Consider the following 17,254-nt stretch of genomic DNA (forward strand, 5'->3'; position numbering starts at 1 on the left):
CTATTCAGTGCACTGCGGTCCGGTTTACTTCAGTTCTACTTCGTCGAAGTTGAAGGATGCGTCGGGCATCACATAGAAGCCGTTCAGGTTCTTGCTGCGCGCCGACAACAGTTGCTCGGTGGCCAGAAAAATCCAGGGTGCGTCTTTCCAGATGCGTTGTTGCGCATCGGCGTAGAGCTTGGTCTTTTGGGCCACGTCCACGGTGTTCAGCGCATTCTTGATGTCAGCATCCACTTCGGCGTTCTTGTAGTAGGCCGTATTGAAAGACTTTGGCGGATGCGACTCACCACCCAGCAGCGGACGCATGGCCCAATCGGCCTCGCCGGTTGAAGACGACCAACCCACGTAGTACATGCGCACCGGTGCGGTGGCCGGGTCTTGCCAGCTTTCCACACGCTCCACGCGCTGGCCGGCTTCGAGTGCCAGCACGGTGGCCTTCACGCCCACCACGCTCAGTTGCTGCTGCACAAACTGAATCAGCTTTTGCGCGGTGGTGTAGTTGTAGGCCGACCACAGGGTGGTTTCAAAGCCGTTGGGGTAGCCGGCTTCCTTCAGCAGCTCGCGCGCCTTCACCGGGTTGTAAGGCCAGGGGCCGAGCTTGGTAGAGTACTCCACGGCCTTGGGCAACACACCTTCTGCAGGGATGGCGTAGCCACCAAACACCACCTTCACCAGCGCCTCTTTGTTAATGGCGTAGTTGAGCGCTTCACGCACCTTCGGGTTGTCGAAAGGCTTTTGCTGCACGTTCAGCGAGATGTAGCGGTGCACGATGCTCGGTGCGGCGGTCACCTCCAGGTTCGGCTTGGTCTTCAACGCTTCAGCCTGCTCGTAGGGCAGCGGGTAGGTGAAGTTGGCTTCGCCGGTTTGCATGATGGCGCTGCGCGAGTTGTTGTCGACCACGGGGCGCCAGGTGATGGTGTCCACCTTGGGGTAGCCCTTGCGCCAGTAGCCGTCAAACTTCTCGACCTTCATGTAGTCGGTTTGCTTCCACTCGACAAACTTGAACGGGCCGGTACCCACAGGGTTTTGCGCAATGTTCTTGCCGTACTTCTGCAGGGCGGTGGGCGAAATGATCACGGCCGAGGGGTGGGCCAACGTGTTGACAAAAGCCGAGAACGGCTCGGCCAACGTGAACTTCACGGTGCTGGCGTCCACCGCTTCGGTCTTGGCGATGTTCTTGTACAGCGTGTAGCGCTTGAGCTTGTTGTCCGGGTTGGTCACGCGGTCAAAGTTGGCCTTCACGGCTTCGGCATTGAAGTCGGTGCCATCTTGGAACTTGATGCCCTTCTTCAGCTTGAAGATGTAGGTCAGGCCGTCTTTGCTGGCGGTGAAGCTTTCGGCCAGCACCGGCACCATCTTCATGTTCTTGTCGAAGCCCATCAGGCCTTGGTAGAACGACTTGGCCACGGCTTGCGACAAGGTGTCGTTGGCGTCGTACGGGTCCATCGAGGTGAAGTTGGACTGCACCGCAACCACCACGTCTTTGGCAGCGAAAGCGTTCGGCGCGAGCAGTGCCGATACGGCAAGTGCTGCGGACAATTTGGTCAATGCGTGTTTCATCAAAGTACTCCAGAATGATCTAAAAATCTGTCTACCAAAACCCAAGACAACCTCAAACAACCTACAACTTCAAACCTAGTAAACGCCACCGACCTTGTGGCGTGCCACAAAGTGCCCCGGCCCCACTTCCACCAGTGGCGCCACGTTCGGCAAATCGTCCAGCGCACGGATAGGGCTTGGAATGTCGCCCGTCAACAATTCACGCGTCATGTGGCGGCGCGCGGGATCGGCCACAGGCACAGCCGACATCAGGCGGCGGGTGTAGGCATGCTGCGGGTTCTCAAACACCGCGCGGCGCGGGCCAATCTCGACAATTTGTCCCAGGTACATCACCGCCACGCGGTGACTGATGCGCTCCACCACCGCCATGTCGTGTGAGATGAACAGCAGCGCAATGCCAAATTCGCGCTGCAGGTCTTGCAGCAGGTTGACAATCTGCGCGCGGATCGACACGTCCAGAGCCGACACCGCCTCGTCAGCAATCACCACCTTGGGGTTCAGGGCCAGCGCGCGCGCAATGGCAATGCGTTGGCGCTGCCCACCCGAAAACTCATGCGGATAACGCTGGGCCGCACTGGCGGGCAAGCCCACGCGGTACAGCAAATCGGCCACACGTTTTTCAGCTTCGGCATCGCGCGTGGCGCCGTGCACCAGCAGCGGCTCCATGATCGCAAAGCCCACCGTCAAACGCGGGTCGAGCGAGGCAAACGGGTCTTGAAAAATAAACTGCACATTGCGGCGCAGCGCCTGCAAGTCGCGCCCTTGCAGTGGCGCAATGGCGCGCCCAGCCACGTGCACCGAGCCACTTTGAAACTCCACCAAACGCGCCAGCGAGCGCCCGGTGGTTGACTTGCCGCAACCCGACTCGCCCACCAGCGCCAGCGTTTCGCCGGGCTGCAGGCTGAAGCTCACTTGTTCCACCGCGCAGACCTGGCGTGTCACCCGGCCCAGCACACCGGTGCGGATCGGGAAGCGCGTGGTCAGGCCCTCCACCTTCAGCACCGGCAGCATGTCGCGTTGCACGGTGTCACGCTCGGGCCAGGTCACCGTGTCGGCGGCCGACACCATCTCGGCGCCATCAAACAGTTCAAACTTGGCCGGCAGATCGGTGCCGTGCATAGAGCCCAATTGCGGCACGGCCGCTAGCAGGGCCACCGTGTAGGCGCGTTGCGGCGACTTGAAGATTTGCTGTGACGGGCCCTCTTCCACCTTGTCGCCTTTGAGCATCACCAACACGCGGTCGGCCACTTCGGCCACCACGCCCATGTCGTGGGTGATGAACATCACGCCCATCTGCATCTCTTGCTGCAACGAGCGGATGAGCGTGAGGATCTGCGCCTGGATGGTCACGTCCAGCGCGGTGGTGGGCTCGTCGGCAATCAGCAGCGAAGGCTTGCACGACAAGGCCATTGCAATCATCACGCGCTGGCGCATGCCGCCAGACAACTGGTGCGGGTGCCGGTCGAGCACGTTCTTGGCTTCAGGAATGCGCACCAGGTCGAGCATGCGCAAAGCCTCGGCCCGCGCTGCGGCGCGCGTGGCGCCTTGGTGCAGGCGAATCGATTCGGCAATCTGATCGCCCACCGTGAACACCGGGTTCAACGAGGTCATGGGCTCCTGGAAAATCATCGCGATGTCAGCACCGCGAATGCCGCGCATCGTGGCTTGGCTGGCCCTGGCCAAATCGAGCACGCTGCCATCGCGCCGTGTGAAGTTCAGCGCGCCACTGGCGATGCGCCCGCCACCTTGTTCAATCAGCCGCATGATGGCCAGCGACGATACCGACTTGCCCGAACCCGACTCGCCCACAATCGCCAGCGTCTGGCCGGCCATCACGTCGAACGACAGGTTGCGCACGGCATCTACCGTGCGTTCGCGGGTTTCAAAGCGCACGCTGAGATCGCGCACCTGCAGCACGCGGCCGAGCATCACATCAGCCGTGGTCTGGATCGGCGCGTCCTCCAAAGTGGCAGCAGTCAAGACGCAGCTCCGTTACGGCCTTCACCGTCGTTGCTGTCGTCACCGTAAATGGCAAACACCGGCGCCTGGCCCACGCGAGCGTAACCTCGGTACATGCCTTCGGTGTTGAACGGCAACGCCACTTCACCTTGTGCGTCCACCGCAATCAGCCCGCCCCGACCGTCGATGCGCATCAGCTTGTCGTCCACCACTCGGCGCGTAGCTTCTTCCAGCGACAACCCGGCGTACTCCATCAATGCGGACACGTCGTAGGCGGCGACGGCGCGGATGAACATCTCGCCGGAGCCCGTGCACGATACGGCGACGCGGTCGTTGGCGTAGCAGCCGGCGCCGACCACTGGCGTGTCGCCCACGCGGCCCACGCGTTTGTTGGTCATGCCGCCGGTGGAGGTGGCTGCCGCCAAGTTGCCGTTGGCATCCAGCGCCACAGCGCCTACGGTGCCGAACTTGCGGTCCGGGTCTATTGGCGCAGCTTCTTTCGCCAGAGAGGTCGCACCATCGTGATCCAGCATGGCGCCGCTGGCATCCTGTTGCGCGCGTTGCAGTTGTGCAAAGCGCTCGGGTGTGTCGAACCAGGTTGGATCCACCAGTTCAATGCCGTGCTGCGCCACATAGTCTTGCGCGGCCGGGCCAATCATCAACACGTGGCCGCTGTGCGCCATCACCACGCGTGCGGCCAGCACCGGGTTGCGCACGCGCGTCACGCCGGCCACCGCACCAGCAGCCAGCGTGGCGCCGTCCATCACGCAGGCGTCTAGTTCATGGCCACCGGCCTCGGTGTAGACCGCGCCTTTGCCAGCATTGAACAGCGGGCATTCTTCCAGCAGGCGCACGGCTTCGGTCACCGCTTCCAGCGCGGGCGCACCGGCCGCGAGCAACGCAGCACCGGCTTCCAGAATGCCGCGCAAAGCGTCGTTGTAGCGCTGCTCCAGCTCAGGGTTCATGGCCGAGCGAAGAATGGTGCCGGCGCCGCCGTGGATGGCAATGACTGGAGTGGGCTTCATTTAGGGCCTGTTAATGTTATGGATGGAAGACGCGTTGCGAGTCCAAAGGGCCAGAGGCGAGGCGCAAAACGCAGCCGGGGTAAACCCCGGCCAGGCTTTGCAACGATGCGACTGGTCTTTTGGGCCGCAACCCGAAGGGCACGTGGTTAAAAAACCGCCACTCCGCGTTGCTTTCCTAGGCCAGGCATAAGCCTGGCCGTCGTCCTGCGCCTTGATTGGCGGCTTTTTAATCACGTTCGCGTCTCCATCCATAGCATTAACAGGCCCTAGTCACTTCAATGTTTTTGCGGGATCAGGAACCCGCGTTTTCGCGGTGCCCGATGGCTCAAGGTACAGCCAGGGCATCACAGATTGGGTCAGTTGCTGCGCCGCGCTCAAAGAGTCGCTCGCGCGGTAGGCCACGGCCGCGCACAGGGCTTCGATCATCGCCAGAGCGCTGGCATTGGACGTGGCGGCAAACTGGCGGTTGGCGCGGGCGTAAAGCACCACATTGGCCAGCGGCACCAGGGGCGAAGTGGCGGCGTCGGTAATGGCGAGCAATTGCGCACCCTGCTCGCGCGCCAGGGTGGCCAAGCGCACGGTGTCGTCTAGGTAGCGGGGAAAAGCGATGGCGATCACCAAGTCGCCCGCCTGCACGCGAGACAACTGCCGCGCCGCATGTGTGGGGCCACCGGTTTGCGCCAGCAGTTGCACGGTGTCGCAATACGGGTCCAACCCATGCTGCAGCAAACCCGCCAGGTAGGCGCTGGAGCCAAAGCCCAGCACCAATACACGCCGCGCTTTCAACACCAAGTCCACCGCACTCTCACATACCGCCGCGCTGAGCGATTGGCGCGTGGCTTCCAGATTCTGTTGGTCTTCTTCAATGGCCGCAACCATGGTGGACAGGCAGCTCGACGGGCGTTGCAACTCCTGGCGCATGCGCTCCACCGGCGCCAGCGTAGATTCATAGCCCTTGGCCAGCTCGGCACGAAACTGCGGGTAGCCATCAAAGCCCAGCGTGCGCGCAAAACGGTTGGCCGTGGCCACCGACACACCCACCTCGCCGGCAAACTCTTCGATCATCAGCGTGGCGGCGCGAAACGGGTTGTGCAACACGTAGTCGGCCATCTTGCGGTGCGCGGGCGTGAGGCGCGGCTGGGCCTTGGCGATGAGGTCTACAACCCCCACGCCAGCAAACATGCCACTCCAGCCTTCGTTTTTTTGCGCCATCTGCAAGGTTCGCACCATCACGGGGCGAATTTCACTCTGAAAAAATTAGATTATTTTGACAAGCAAAATGTAAGCCAATTTTCATTGATGACGCTATACGGGCTTGCCTTGATATCAAATCAATAGCTGCCAGCGCTTACATAGAAAGCGCTAGAGGTCTTTTTTATTTCAGATTTTGTGCTGCGCCAGCACCGGTAGAGTTTTCAATGAAGGCAGCCAATTCGGTGCTCCACTGCGCCGAATCGGGCTCCACATCGGCCAGCGCCTCTACCGCAACACCCGCGTCGGCGAGCATCTTCGACGAGGCTTCGTTCACCCGCGAATGGTGCTGTTTCTTCTCTTGGTAGATCACCCGCTTGATGCCCACCTGGATGATGGACTGCACACACTTGGGGCACGGGAACTGCGTGGCGTAAATGGTGAAGCCGGTGAGCGGCAGTACCACGCAATTCAGGATGGCGTTGACCTCGGCATGCACGATGTAGCTGTGCCGCGAGTGCAGCGGGTCGGTGTCGTCGTCCATCCAATACGCAGGGTCGTCGTCGCAGCACCCACGCGGCAAACCGTTGTAGCCCACGCCAGCAATCTTGTTGTCCGGGCTGACGATGCAGGCCCCGTTGCGCTTACGCGAGTCTTTGGATCGGGCTGCAGCGAGCAGGGCGACGCCCATGAACATGGAGTGCCAGCGGATGAGAGAAACATTTTCCATAGTGCGTGCGGTAGGTCAGACGCTGCGAGGGCGACGTTTGCGGGGCTTGAGTATGCCCGATGCGGAGTGCACGCCCACCCACGGCTGCGCGTCATCGTGCCTACTCCTTCAGCGCCGCCCATCCTTCGGGCGTAATCTCCAGCACTTCCGCACTTTGGTTCTCCGCCGACGGGTCGGGCAACACCACTTGGATGTGCCCCGCTGCACGCAGCACGCGCAGCTTGTCGATATCAGCGGCGTTTTCCACCACCAGCGGCAAAGGTTTCTTGGCGATTTCTCGTAGTAGCTCCAGCGGCATGACGCGGTCCTTCATGGGCAATGTTTTGTCAAAAGCTGGCTGAACAGCAGCCCCTATTCAAACTTATCTGCTGTTCGCCCTGCATATTTCAAGTCTCAACAGGCTCGGGATTCCCCCTCAAGAAATCAACCGCACCGCCGACTCCAGCGGCTGCGGCCGGCCGAACAGGTAGCCCTGTGCGGTGTCGCAGTTTTGCGCAGCCAGGAACTGGCGTTGCGCTTCGGTCTCTACACCTTCGGCGACCACTTGCAGGCCTAGGCTGTGCGCCAGGCCGATGGTGGCGTGCACGATGGCGGCGTCGTCTTTGTCGATGGTGATGTCGCGCACAAACGATTGGTCGATCTTCAGCTCGTCAATGGGAAAGCGCTTCAGGTACGCCAGCGACGAATAACCGGTACCGAAATCGTCTACCGACAGGCCGACACCCAGCGCGCGGATTTCGTGCAGCAGGCCGATGACCTGGTCGGCGTCGGTCATGGCGGTGGTTTCGGTGATCTCCAGGCGCAGCAGCGATGGCGGTATGCCGGTTTCGGCCAGCGCCATGCGCACCACTTGCACGATGTTGCGGTTGGTGCACTGGCAGGCCGAAATGTTGACGGCGATGGGCACGGGTTTCAGACCTTTGCGTAGCCACATTTCAATTTGCCGCGCGGCGCGCAGCACGGCCCAGGCGCCGATGTCTTCGATGACGCGGGTCTCTTCGGCCACTTCCATGAAGCTGCCGGGCATGACCAGTTCGCCTGGCGTGCGCTGCCAGCGCAGCAGGGCTTCCATGCCCACAAGGCGCTGGTTGCGCAATGCAAACTGCGGCTGCAAGTGCAGCACGAACAAATCGTCGCGCAGCGCTTGGCGCAAGCCCATCTCCAGCGCCAGGCGATCGAGGATGCGGGTATTGATTTCTTCCGACCAGAACTGCACGCCGCCGCCGGGCGTGGACTTGGAGCGGTACATCGCCTTGTCGGCCTTGGAGAGCAGGTCTTCAATGTCGTTGCCGTCTTGCGGAATCAGTACCACGCCCACACTGGCCGCACACGGCAGGCGCAGGTGCTGGAAGTTGGCGCTGAGCTGTATGTCTTCAGACAATGCATCCACCACCTTGCCCGCAGCACTGGCCGCACCGTCTTGCGTGCCCACGTCTTCCAGCACCATCACGAACTCATCACCACCCCAGCGTGCCACCGTGTCGGTGTCGCGGCAGATGGCGCGCAGGCGTTGCGCCAGGACCTTCAGCACTTCGTCGCCGGTGCTGTGGCCCAGGCTGTCGTTGATGTGTTTGAAGCGGTCCAGATCCAAAAACAAAATGGCCGCCATGCCGTTGCGGCGCTGCATGCGCGACAAGGTCAGTGCCAGCCGCTCGTGCAGCATGGCGCGGTTGGGCAGGCCGGTCAGCGCATCGTGGTTGGCAGCGTGGTCCAGCTCGCGTGCCGCAGCAATGGCGGCGGTGATGTCGGAGAACACCAGCACCGCACCGTCTTGCACGCCATCAGGGTTGAGCAAGGGGTTGGCGGTGGCGCGCAAGGCCCGCATGCCGTCGGCCGTTTGCAGTTGCAGCGACTCGGGCACATGCACCCGCGTGCCTTGCGTCAGACATGCCAGCACGGCAGCTTGCAGGCGCGCCATGCTGTCTTCGACCAAAGGGTAAGCCGCTTGCAATGCCTGCCCCACCAGCGACCGCGCGCCCACCTGCGCCAGCGCCGATGGGTTGGCATAGCGGATGGTCTGCTCGGGCAAGTCGATGGTGATGACGGCGTCGTCGATCGCCTGCAAGGTGGCGCGCGCATGTTCGCGCGAGCGCTGCAGACGGCGGTTGACGGTGCGCAGATGGTCGGCCATCCAGAACAACAAAACAGCGGCCAAAGACAGCGTGGCAACGGCCGGTGGCAACCAGATCTGCGCGGTGAACAGCAGCAATGCGCTGAACAAAAATGGCAGGGCCAGCGCGGTGCCTGCCCATAACGCCTGGCGGCCATCGCGCCACGGCCATACAGCCAAACAGCTCACGGTCAACACGGCCAACGCCAAGGCCCACACACCGCGTGCGCGGGTGATCAAGGCATTGTTCTGCAGGGCTGCAAAAGCCTGGGCATGCAACATCACGGCAGGCAGCGTGGATTGCCGCCCGGCCAGCGGCGTGGCCAGCTCGCCACCCAAGCCACGCGCCGTGACGCCGATGAAAACGACACGCCCCTTCACATCGGCCAAAGCCTTGGGCGATTGCAGGGCTTGCACGAAAGACACGCGCACAATATCCGGCACGCGGGGAATCAAGCGCTCGTGCGCGCGCGACCACGACGCAGCAACAGACATCTCGCCCGCCGAAGATGGCAGACCGGCCTGTAGTTGGTACACCGCCAAAGGCAATGCGGGTAGCTTGGCCTGCCCACTGCCGGCCCGCAAAAAAAAGCTGCGCACCTGCCCATCAATATCCATCTCCACATCGACATGGCCGGTACGCACGGCGCGTTTGTCAACGGCGGCAAACGCTGGCAACAGCGGCGACAGGCCCAAGCGGCCATCGGGCAGCAGCGTGGGTGCCACCGCCAGCACCACCTTGCCGTGCTGTGCGATGGCTTCGGCCAGCGCGGCGTCGCGGTCCGGGTGTTCCGCATCCGGCTCGGAGAACAACACGTCCACCCCAATCGTCTCTGCACCGGCTTCGCGCAGGCGATCAATCAGCTCAGCATGCACCGAGCGCGGCCACGGCCAACGCCCGAGGGCAGCCAGGCTAGCGTCGTCAATTTCCACCACCACCGGGGAGGCCGGTGCCCGCGCCCTCAAGACATGCGTGGGTAACAGCAAGTCATAGGCCAGCAGGTCGATGCGGTGAATGGCAGACGGATACCACCAAGTCAGCCACGTGGCGGTGGCGATCCCCGCAGCCCACCAAGCGAGGCGCAGCATCGACTGCCGATTGCGGATCATGTGGAAGACGCCGAGTAGGAAAGGTTGGAAAGCGGCTGAAAAAGAATCGCGCTGAGGTTGTGCTGGCTTGGGGGTTCAGAAAATCACCAGCAGCGGGATCAGCAGGAACAAGGCACGCCAGTGCTGCGGCACCTCGGGCATGGTGAACGACTGCGCACCGCCCCATGGGCCGGTGTAGCCGTCAGAGCCAATCGCCTGCACACGCACGTAGTAAAGGCCGGGCTCCAGGTCTTGCAGCAGGTACTGCGGCGTGTCGGTTTTGGCATCGGCTACCGGGTTGGCGAAGCTGTTGTCGCGCGCCACCTGCAGGCGGTAGCTGGCGGTTTGCGGCTGGGCCGTCCAGCGGAAGGCCAGGCTGCCGTCCTTGGGTTGTGGGGCCTCAACGCCGGGGCCGGGCAACACGCGGCGGAACCCCACGGCGTCACCCCATGGGCCTTGGCCTTGGGTGGCGTTGGCGGCCTTGGCGGGGTCGATGGCGGCCACGCGCCATTGGTACAGGCCGGTGGGCAGGTCTTGCGTGGCTTGCGCGGTGGCGCCGGTGACCTCTTGGTCGTCCAGCACGGTGGCACCGTCTTCACTGCGGATTTGCAGGCGATAACGCCATGATGCGTCGCCCTGCGTCCAACGGAAGCTGGGGCGCGTGGCGGTGACCGGCGCATCGGCACCGGGCTCGATCAACAACGGTGGCTCGGGCCGCGCGTGCACCACGATTTGGCGCTGCGCCGACTGCCCTTCCAGCCCCTGCGCATCAATGGCGCGCACACGCAAGGCGTAGCTGCCGTCTTCCACGTCGCGGGCCTGCACACGCGGCGCCGTGGCGGCCTCGTCCACCAGCAGCGCCGCAAAATCAGCGGTCGCCGCCATCTGCGTGCGGTAGCTGCTGGCACCAGCCAATGCGGGAAAAGGCACGTCGATGGGCAGGCGTTCGATGCGCTCGGGCAGCGTTTGCAAGTTGGGTGCTGGCAGCAGCGGTGTGGGCGGGCCGGGTGGTTGGCCGGTCAAGGCCACGCTGCCTTGGTCGGCCTGGTTGACCACTTGCCCCTGGGGGCTGGCCACCGCCACCACGCCGCTCAGCACTTCGGTGCGCAACGCGCCGTCTTGCGCGCTGGTGCGGAAATGGGTGCCGCGCACGGCCGCCACCGCAGCCGGGGATTGGATCTCAAAGCGCCCGCCCGAGTCGCCCATGGGGATGACTTCACTCTCCAAGCTGCCTTGCAGCAGCGTCAGCACCACCAAGCTGGCCTGGCCCATGGGCCGGGTTTGCGCCTGCTGCACCTGCACCTGGGTGTCGCGGCGCACCAGCACGCGCGAGCCATCGGCAAACGCCAGTGTGGCGCTGCCGGTGGGGCCGGTGCGCAAGGTAGACGGCGCGCGCAACATCTCACCGGCCACCACGGGGCGCGGTTGGTTGTTGCTTTGCAGCAGCGTGGTGTCTCCTGTAGCGGCCAACAGGCGCACTTCGGCAGACTCAAGCCGCAGCCAGTTCAGGGGGATTTTGAGGCGCGTGCCGGGCTGGATGCGCCGGTCGTCTTCGATCTTGTTGCGCACCAGCAGTTGCTGGCTCAGCGCGGAATTCTTCAGATAGCGCTGGGCCAGGTTCCAGGGGTGGTCTCCGGGCTGCACGGTGTAGATGAAGTCGGCTGCCGTAGCCGCCTGAGCGACGTTAGCCCATAACAAAACGCCCCAGACGAGGGAACGCACGCAACACGATGAAAGATGCTTGGACATATTTTTTTGCGCAAAGCTTGCATTCAACAGCCGGTACGTAGCACCTCCCCGTTCTCTTCTACCCCCTCTACCCCACCTCTAGCTCTACCGGCCAACGGACGCCACAGATGTACGACATCCATGGCAAAAGGCCCGCAAATCATATCTGCGCGCCATATGTGTGCTTACTATGAGCAAAAAAACAGGCCGCGAAAGGGCGGCCTGCGTTGCTTTTAGGAGGCAGTTGGGCGTTTCGCCCGCGCCGCTGAAAGGAGTTGCCCTTCTTACCCCGCCTGCGAAATCACCGTGCGCTCGATCAACCGGTCGTCGCCCAACACAATCATCGCGAACAGCAACTCGTCGAGCGAATTCGCCAGGCTGGTCTTGCGCGCCAGCAAGGGCGTAGCCTGCGGGTTGAGCACCACAAAGTCGGCCTCGCAGCCTTTTTGCAGATTGCCCACCACGCCGCCCAACCCCAGTGCAGCGGCGGCGCCCGCCGTGTGTTGCCACCACAGGTGTTGCGGCGACAGCGACAGGCCGGTTTTGGTCTGCCCTTCGCGCCCAACGTAATAGGCGGCCAACATGGTGTGGAACGGGCTGAAGCTGGTGCCGCCGCCCACGTCGCTGGCCAAACCGTAGCCAAAACCCACGCGGTCGGCACCGACGTAGTCGAAGAAGCCGCTGCCCAGAAACAGGTTGCTGGTGGGGCTGATGGCGGCCACGGTGCCGGTGTCGCGCATCAAGGCGCGGTCGTCGTCGTCGAAGTGGATGCAGTGCGCGTAGACGGCGCGCGGGCGCATCAGGCCGAAGTCGTTGTAAGTGGCGAGGTAGCTGCGCGAATCGGGAAACAACTCGCGGGCCCAGGCAATCTCGCCCAGGTTCTCGGCCACGTGCGATTGAATCCACACGTCTGAATATTGGGCTGCCAACTCACCAGCGCCACGCAGTTGCGCGGGCGTGCTGGTGGGGGCAAAGCGCGGCGTGATGGCGTAGCCCAGGCGGTCCACGCCGTGCCAGCGGTTGATGAGCGCTTCAGTGTCGATCAGGCTTTGCTCGGTCTGGTCGCGCACGCCGTCGGGCGAGTGGCGGTCTTGCAGCACCTTGCCGGTGATGATGCGCATGTGGTGGCGCTGCGCCTCGGTGAACAGCGCATCCACCGAACTCGGGTGGCTGGTAGCGAAGGTGAGCGAGGTGGTCACACCATTGCGCAGCAGCTCCGCTACAAAAAACTGAGCTACTTCCGCAGCATAGGCGGGCGTGGAGAACCTGCTTTCATGTGGAAAGGTGTAGTTCTCCAACCAGGGCAGCAAACCATCGGCCGGCGCACCGATCACGTCGGTCTGCGGGTAGTGGATGTGCATGTCGACAAAGCCGGGCGCGAGGATGCGGCCGGGCAAATGCTCGATGCTCAGGCCCGCATAGTCGGGCGCGAGTTGGGCGTAGGCGCCCACGGCGCGCACCACTTGGCGCCCTTGAGCGTCAGGGCCCACAACCAGCAGGCCGTCCTCTTCATATTGGGCACGGTGTTGGTCGTCAAAACGGAGGATCGCGGCGCGGTAGGCTTTCATGGCGTGTACCTTAGCAAGTCATGGGCCGACCGCAATACGAGTCGGCCCATAAAGGTTATGGGCTAAGCCCGAATCAAGGGTTGAGCTTACCCACCACGCCGTCGACCAGCCAGTTCATCTGCAAGATGTCGGCGTCGGCCAGCGTGGCGCCGGGGGCCACCACCTGCTTGCCGGTGTTGTCGCTGATGCCGTTGGCGCCGGCTTTGAACGGGTGCAGTTTGCCGTTGGCAATATCTTTCTGGCGCGCCAGCACTTCTTTTTGCACGGCGGGCGGCACTTTGCTGCCGAAGTCGCCGACGCGGATCATGCCTTCCTTGACGCCACCCCAGACGTTGCCGCTCTTCCAGGTGCCGTCCAGCACGGCTCGCGCGCGCTGGGTGTAGTAGCCGCCCCACTCGTGGGTGACGGCGACCAGTTGCGCATCGGGCGCCACGTTGCGCATGTCGGAGTGGTAGGCCACGGCGAACTTGCCGCGCTCTTGGGCCGCCACCATCACCGCGTTGGTGGCGGTGTGCAGGGTGACCACATCGGCGTCTTGGTTGAACAGCGTCATGGCGGCTTCGCGCTCGCGCGCGGGGTCGAACCAGGCGTTGAGCCAGATCACCTTGACCTGTGCCTTGGGGTCTACCGAGCGCATGCCCAGCGTGAACGCGTTCAAGCCCTGCAGCACTTCGGGAATAGGAAACCCGGCCACATAGCCAGCCACATGGGTTTTGCTCATGCGTCCTGCCGCCACGCCCGCGAGGTAGCGACCTTCGTAGTAGCGCGCGTTGGCGGTGGCCACGTTGGGTGCGGTTTTATAGCCGGTAATGGACTCGAACTTCACGTCCGGGAATTCCTTGGCCACCTTCAGCGTGGGCTCCATGTAGCCAAAGCTGGGCGTGAAGATGAGTTTGTTGCCCTGCTGCGCCAGATCGCGGATCACACGCTCGGCATCTGGACCTTCGGCCACGTTTTCCACGTAGGTGGTTTTGACCTTGTCGCCCAGCGTGCGCTGCAGCTCCTGACGGCCCAGGTCGTGCTGGTGCACCCAGCCGGCATTGCCCAGCGGCGCCACGTAGACGAAAGCCACCTTCAAGGGCTCGGTGCCTTTTGACGCAGGGGGTGTTTGCGCAAACGCCGGAGCGAAGCAAAGCGTTGCGGCCAGTACGGCGACAAGCTTGCGGCGCGGGGTTGCGAGGGAGTGGACGATGGCACGCACATTTTGCGGACGTGCGGGTGCTCCACTGCGTATTTTTGAAGTGACGCTCTTCATGCTTAACCTTTGAAAAAAACACGTCCGGCGTGTTTGAACGGGACGTTCAACTCAGCCGGACGGAGGGGTGCCAGCGGAACGCTGGGGCACATATTTTCCCACGCAATGTTTTTCAGTGCCCCGCCACGGGCTTTGCCAGTGTCACCAAGGCTGGCCCAGGAAGAAATACAGCGCCTGGCGGTTGCCGTCGCCACGTCCATACGCCAGGTACAGCGGACCCAGCGCCGTATCGAACGCCACGTAGACCGAAGAGCCAAACCGGTTGCGGTCGCGCCCCGTGCCGGTGATGGTGTCGCCGATGCGCCCGCTCTCCAGCGATACACCTGCGTACGCACCGTCAAAAAAGCCGGCCTTGGCCAGGCGATAGCTGTAAACCAGGCGCCCCAGCACGTATTCGTCGCCCACCAACTCGTCGGTCTTGTAGCCAGACAAACGCTGGAAGCCGCCAAGGAACGACACCTCGTGTGGCGGCAATGCGTCCTGCCCCGAAGCGGCCACGCCCGCTACCGCAAAGTTGAACACGTGCGGCCCCACGGCATAGGCCTTCTTCAGCGAAGCCGAGAACTTGTTGTAGTTGTAGCTGGCGCCCAGCGCCGAGCGCGAGTTGAACAGGTCAGCGTCCAGCAGATAGCCCTGGCGCGGGAACCGCAGGCTGTCCATCGTGTCGACATGCAGCCGCAACCGTGTGCCGCCCGTGCGCGCATCGGCCGCTTTCAAGTCCTCGGTCGGCACGGCTCCGGTGTCGTTGTGGAAGCTCGCGCGCCCCTGCTCCACGCCCAGCCGCACCTCACCCGCATCGCCCAACTGCATGCCCAGGTCGCCACCAAACTTGGTCTGTGCCAATCGGAAGCTGGCCACGCGCTGGCTGTTGTCGTCGTACAGGTCGAACGGCTGGCGCTCGGTCTGAGCGTATGCGGCGGCAAAGAAGCGCTGGCTGGCACTCAGCGGCTGGTACCACTCGGTGCGAAAGTAATCGTCGCGGCCGATCTGCAAGTCGTTGCGCCACTCGCCACCCAGGCGGTTGAGCCAAGTGGCGCGCTGTGTGGCCAACAGGTTGAAGTAAGAGTTGCCCTTGAAGTCGGTAGACAGCCCCAAGCCAAAGCGCAGGTAGTTGGGCCCCCAGGACTTTTCGGTCACGCTGGCCGTGTAGACATAGCCCGATCCCGGTTCTTGCCCAAAGGTGTAGCCCACAGTCTCGAAGTCACCGCGCCCAAACAGGCGGCGCATGTCGTCATCGGCCGCGCTGGCACTGAACGCCTGCCCCGGCCGCACGCGCATGGTCTCGGCAATGGTTTCGGGGTCCACACGGTGCGTGCCGCTCACGCGCACCACGTCGATGCGCTGGCCGATGGGCCGCTGCGCGGCATTGCGCGAGGCGATCAAGCCTGCGTAGGTTTCCTCGGGGATTTGGTAGCGCGCCAGGTTATAGGCAGCGGCGTGTGCGGATACCTCGCCGGCGCGCGCCGCTTCGGGTAGGCGGTCAAAGTCGCTGCTGCTCAATCCAGCCAGGTCGGGCACGATCAACACGTCGCGCGGCGTCAGTTCCTTCAACGAGGCTGCCACGTTGGTGGCGGTCAGGATGCGCAGCAGTTGGTCAGATGCCGACAGCAGCGAAGTGATCTCTTTCTTGGTGAGCAGCGGCGTACCGATGTTGACGGCGATGATCACATCCGCCCCCATGCTGCGCGCCACGTCCACCGGCAGGTTGCGCGTCACGCCGCCGTCCACCAGCAAGCGCCCATCCAGTTCCACCGGGTTGATCACCGCCGGAATGGCCATGCTCGCGCGCACCGCCTGCGCCAGGCTGCCTTGGTCGAGCACCACCATCTCCGACGTAGCCAAATCGGTGGCCACGGCGCGGAACGGGATCGGCAGGCGATCGAACTTCGGGTCTTGCTGACGCGCGGTGAGGCGGCGCAACACCGCCTCCAGCGCCACACCTGCCACCGCCCCCTTGGGCAAGGACAAGCCATTGGCGCTGACGCCCATTTCGGGCCCCACGTAGTTGATGGCATCGTCGAGCTTGCGCTGTGGCGGCACCGCGTCACGCACCACGTCGCGGAACAGCAGCGCCGTGCTCAGCGTGCCCATTTCCTTCTCGATATCGGCCAGCGGCATGCCCGTGGCATAGGCCGCGCCGACGATGGAGCCGGCGCTGGTGCCCACGATCATGTCGATGGGCACATGCAATTCTTCCAGCACCTTGAGCACGCCAATGTGCGCCCCGCCGCGCGCGCCGCCGCCAGACAGCACCAGGGCGATCTTGGGGCGTGATGGCACAGCCGCAGTGGCGGCGGGCGTCGGATCAGACGGGGCAGACTGGGCAAAGGCGGCAGCAGCCGTGGCCCCCAACAGGCACAGCGCCAACAAGAAACGAATAGGCATGGCTAGACGGAAAGTTTGAACGGCATCCAGGATGCTGAGGCGAGGTAGCCTCCCGGCGCCCCGCAGTGATGCTTCAAATATACCGCTGCGCAGTCGCCCCGTGGGCCCGTGCTTTCAATCGAATCGAACGTTGCCGGCAGCGGTCAGGGCAATGCGATCTGACGGCGCCAGGGCAAGCGCGGGTCAGCTTCATAGTCGGCCACGACCCAAGTCCGCGTCTGGTGGTCAGCCATGTCACAGAGAAACTCACGGATGACACGGGTGGAGACTGCGTCCAAGGCCACGAACGGCTGGTCAAGGCAAGTGAGCTTCATGCCACTCGCCAGAAGCCCCACCACGGCAACCTTGCGCCTGCTACCGGTCGACAGCATGAACAGCTTTTTGCCAAGATGGGCATGCAAGTCCAGCGCTTGCCCGAGCTCTTGTTGTAGCGGCATGCTCCACAAGGGGCACTGCTGGCGAAGGGCATCCCAAACCTGCTCTGGCGTTTCGTCATCGCGGCCAGGTAGGGCTAGATCCAGCCACAGGGCAGACGGCTGTTCTCCAAGGCCGCGCAACAGGCGGGTCTTGCCCGCACCTTCATCACCGGTCACGGCAACCAATCCGGCAGGCAACGGTAGAACATCGGGTAAAGAATTCAAGCTCTGGTTCATC

The 17,254-nt window shown here is 63.3% G+C and carries 12 protein-coding genes; all 12 read right to left on the reverse strand.

Going from position 1 to position 17,254, the window contains the following annotated elements; all coding sequences use genetic code 11:
* Positions 1–24 precede the first annotated feature (24 nt).
* The 12 genes from gsiB to ACPWMG_RS19015 all read right to left on the reverse strand — a co-directional run bounded on the left by gsiB (position 25) and on the right by ACPWMG_RS19015 (position 17,253).
* Positions 25–1,560, reverse strand: a complete 1,536-nt coding sequence (gene gsiB / locus ACPWMG_RS18960; RefSeq protein WP_483301038.1) for a glutathione ABC transporter substrate-binding protein GsiB — start codon at positions 1,558–1,560, stop codon at positions 25–27.
* Positions 1,561–1,635: 75 nt separating this feature from the next.
* Entirely contained in the window at positions 1,636–3,489 is a 1,854-nt protein-coding gene (locus ACPWMG_RS18965; RefSeq protein WP_483305288.1) for a dipeptide ABC transporter ATP-binding protein, read from the reverse strand.
* Positions 3,490–3,536: 47 nt separating this feature from the next.
* Positions 3,537–4,544: an isoaspartyl peptidase/L-asparaginase family protein gene (locus ACPWMG_RS18970; RefSeq protein ID WP_483301039.1), complete on the reverse strand. Its 1,008-nt coding sequence runs from the start codon at positions 4,542–4,544 to the stop codon at positions 3,537–3,539.
* A gap of 270 nt (positions 4,545–4,814) precedes the next feature.
* Complete coding sequence (locus tag ACPWMG_RS18975; RefSeq protein ID WP_483305289.1) at positions 4,815–5,774, reverse strand: MurR/RpiR family transcriptional regulator; 960 nt, start codon at positions 5,772–5,774, stop codon at positions 4,815–4,817.
* 145 nt (positions 5,775–5,919) lie between these two features.
* The gene (locus ACPWMG_RS18980; RefSeq protein ID WP_483301041.1) at positions 5,920–6,465 is read right to left on the reverse strand and encodes a deoxycytidylate deaminase; all 546 of its coding nucleotides are present in this window, start codon (positions 6,463–6,465) and stop codon (positions 5,920–5,922) included.
* 100 nt (positions 6,466–6,565) lie between these two features.
* On the reverse strand, positions 6,566–6,778 hold the full coding sequence (locus ACPWMG_RS18985; RefSeq protein WP_483301042.1) for a hypothetical protein: 213 nt from the start codon (positions 6,776–6,778) through the stop codon (positions 6,566–6,568).
* Positions 6,779–6,880: 102 nt separating this feature from the next.
* Complete coding sequence (locus ACPWMG_RS18990) at positions 6,881–9,685, reverse strand: EAL domain-containing protein (protein WP_483301043.1); 2,805 nt, start codon at positions 9,683–9,685, stop codon at positions 6,881–6,883.
* Between the two features lie 75 nt (positions 9,686–9,760).
* On the reverse strand, positions 9,761–11,386 hold the full coding sequence (locus ACPWMG_RS18995; protein WP_483301044.1) for a FecR domain-containing protein: 1,626 nt from the start codon (positions 11,384–11,386) through the stop codon (positions 9,761–9,763).
* 290 nt (positions 11,387–11,676) lie between these two features.
* Positions 11,677–12,960 carry a guanine deaminase gene (gene guaD / locus ACPWMG_RS19000; RefSeq protein WP_483301045.1) on the reverse strand — a complete coding sequence of 428 codons (1,284 nt, stop codon included), beginning with the start codon at positions 12,958–12,960 and terminating at the stop codon, positions 11,677–11,679.
* Positions 12,961–13,033: 73 nt separating this feature from the next.
* On the reverse strand, positions 13,034–14,215 hold the full coding sequence (locus ACPWMG_RS19005) for a BMP family ABC transporter substrate-binding protein (RefSeq protein ID WP_483301046.1): 1,182 nt from the start codon (positions 14,213–14,215) through the stop codon (positions 13,034–13,036).
* A 141-nt stretch (positions 14,216–14,356) separates the two neighbouring features.
* Positions 14,357–16,600, reverse strand: coding sequence for a patatin-like phospholipase family protein (locus ACPWMG_RS19010; RefSeq protein WP_483301047.1), 2,244 nt, complete (start codon positions 16,598–16,600; stop codon positions 14,357–14,359).
* Between the two features lie 143 nt (positions 16,601–16,743).
* Positions 16,744–17,253, reverse strand: coding sequence for a hypothetical protein (locus ACPWMG_RS19015; RefSeq protein ID WP_483301048.1), 510 nt, complete (start codon positions 17,251–17,253; stop codon positions 16,744–16,746).
* Position 17,254 lies beyond the last annotated feature (1 nt).

It is taken from the genome of Hydrophilobacter chitinilyticus (assembly GCF_049860745.1).
Lineage (GTDB): Bacteria > Pseudomonadota > Gammaproteobacteria > Burkholderiales > Burkholderiaceae_C > Rhodoferax_B.

What these genes read in the sequence shown, in the direction of transcription:
- ACPWMG_RS18990 (WP_483301043.1), bottom strand. Translation starts at nt 9,685, where the DNA reads ATGATCCGCAATCGGCAGTCGATGCTGCGCCTCGCTTGGTGGGCTGCG.
- guaD (WP_483301045.1), bottom strand. Translation starts at nt 12,960, where the DNA reads ATGAAAGCCTACCGCGCCGCGATCCTCCGTTTTGACGACCAACACCGT.
- ACPWMG_RS18970 (WP_483301039.1), bottom strand. Translation starts at nt 4,544, where the DNA reads ATGAAGCCCACTCCAGTCATTGCCATCCACGGCGGCGCCGGCACCATT.
- ACPWMG_RS18980 (WP_483301041.1), bottom strand. Translation starts at nt 6,465, where the DNA reads ATGGAAAATGTTTCTCTCATCCGCTGGCACTCCATGTTCATGGGCGTC.
- ACPWMG_RS18985 (WP_483301042.1), bottom strand. Translation starts at nt 6,778, where the DNA reads ATGAAGGACCGCGTCATGCCGCTGGAGCTACTACGAGAAATCGCCAAG.
- gsiB (WP_483301038.1), bottom strand. Translation starts at nt 1,560, where the DNA reads ATGAAACACGCATTGACCAAATTGTCCGCAGCACTTGCCGTATCGGCA.
- ACPWMG_RS19005 (WP_483301046.1), bottom strand. Translation starts at nt 14,215, where the DNA reads ATGAAGAGCGTCACTTCAAAAATACGCAGTGGAGCACCCGCACGTCCG.
- ACPWMG_RS18975 (WP_483305289.1), bottom strand. Translation starts at nt 5,774, where the DNA reads ATGGTGCGAACCTTGCAGATGGCGCAAAAAAACGAAGGCTGGAGTGGC.
- ACPWMG_RS19010 (WP_483301047.1), bottom strand. Translation starts at nt 16,600, where the DNA reads ATGCCTATTCGTTTCTTGTTGGCGCTGTGCCTGTTGGGGGCCACGGCT.
- ACPWMG_RS18965 (WP_483305288.1), bottom strand. Translation starts at nt 3,489, where the DNA reads ATGCTCGGCCGCGTGCTGCAGGTGCGCGATCTCAGCGTGCGCTTTGAA.
- ACPWMG_RS19015 (WP_483301048.1), bottom strand. Translation starts at nt 17,253, where the DNA reads ATGAACCAGAGCTTGAATTCTTTACCCGATGTTCTACCGTTGCCTGCC.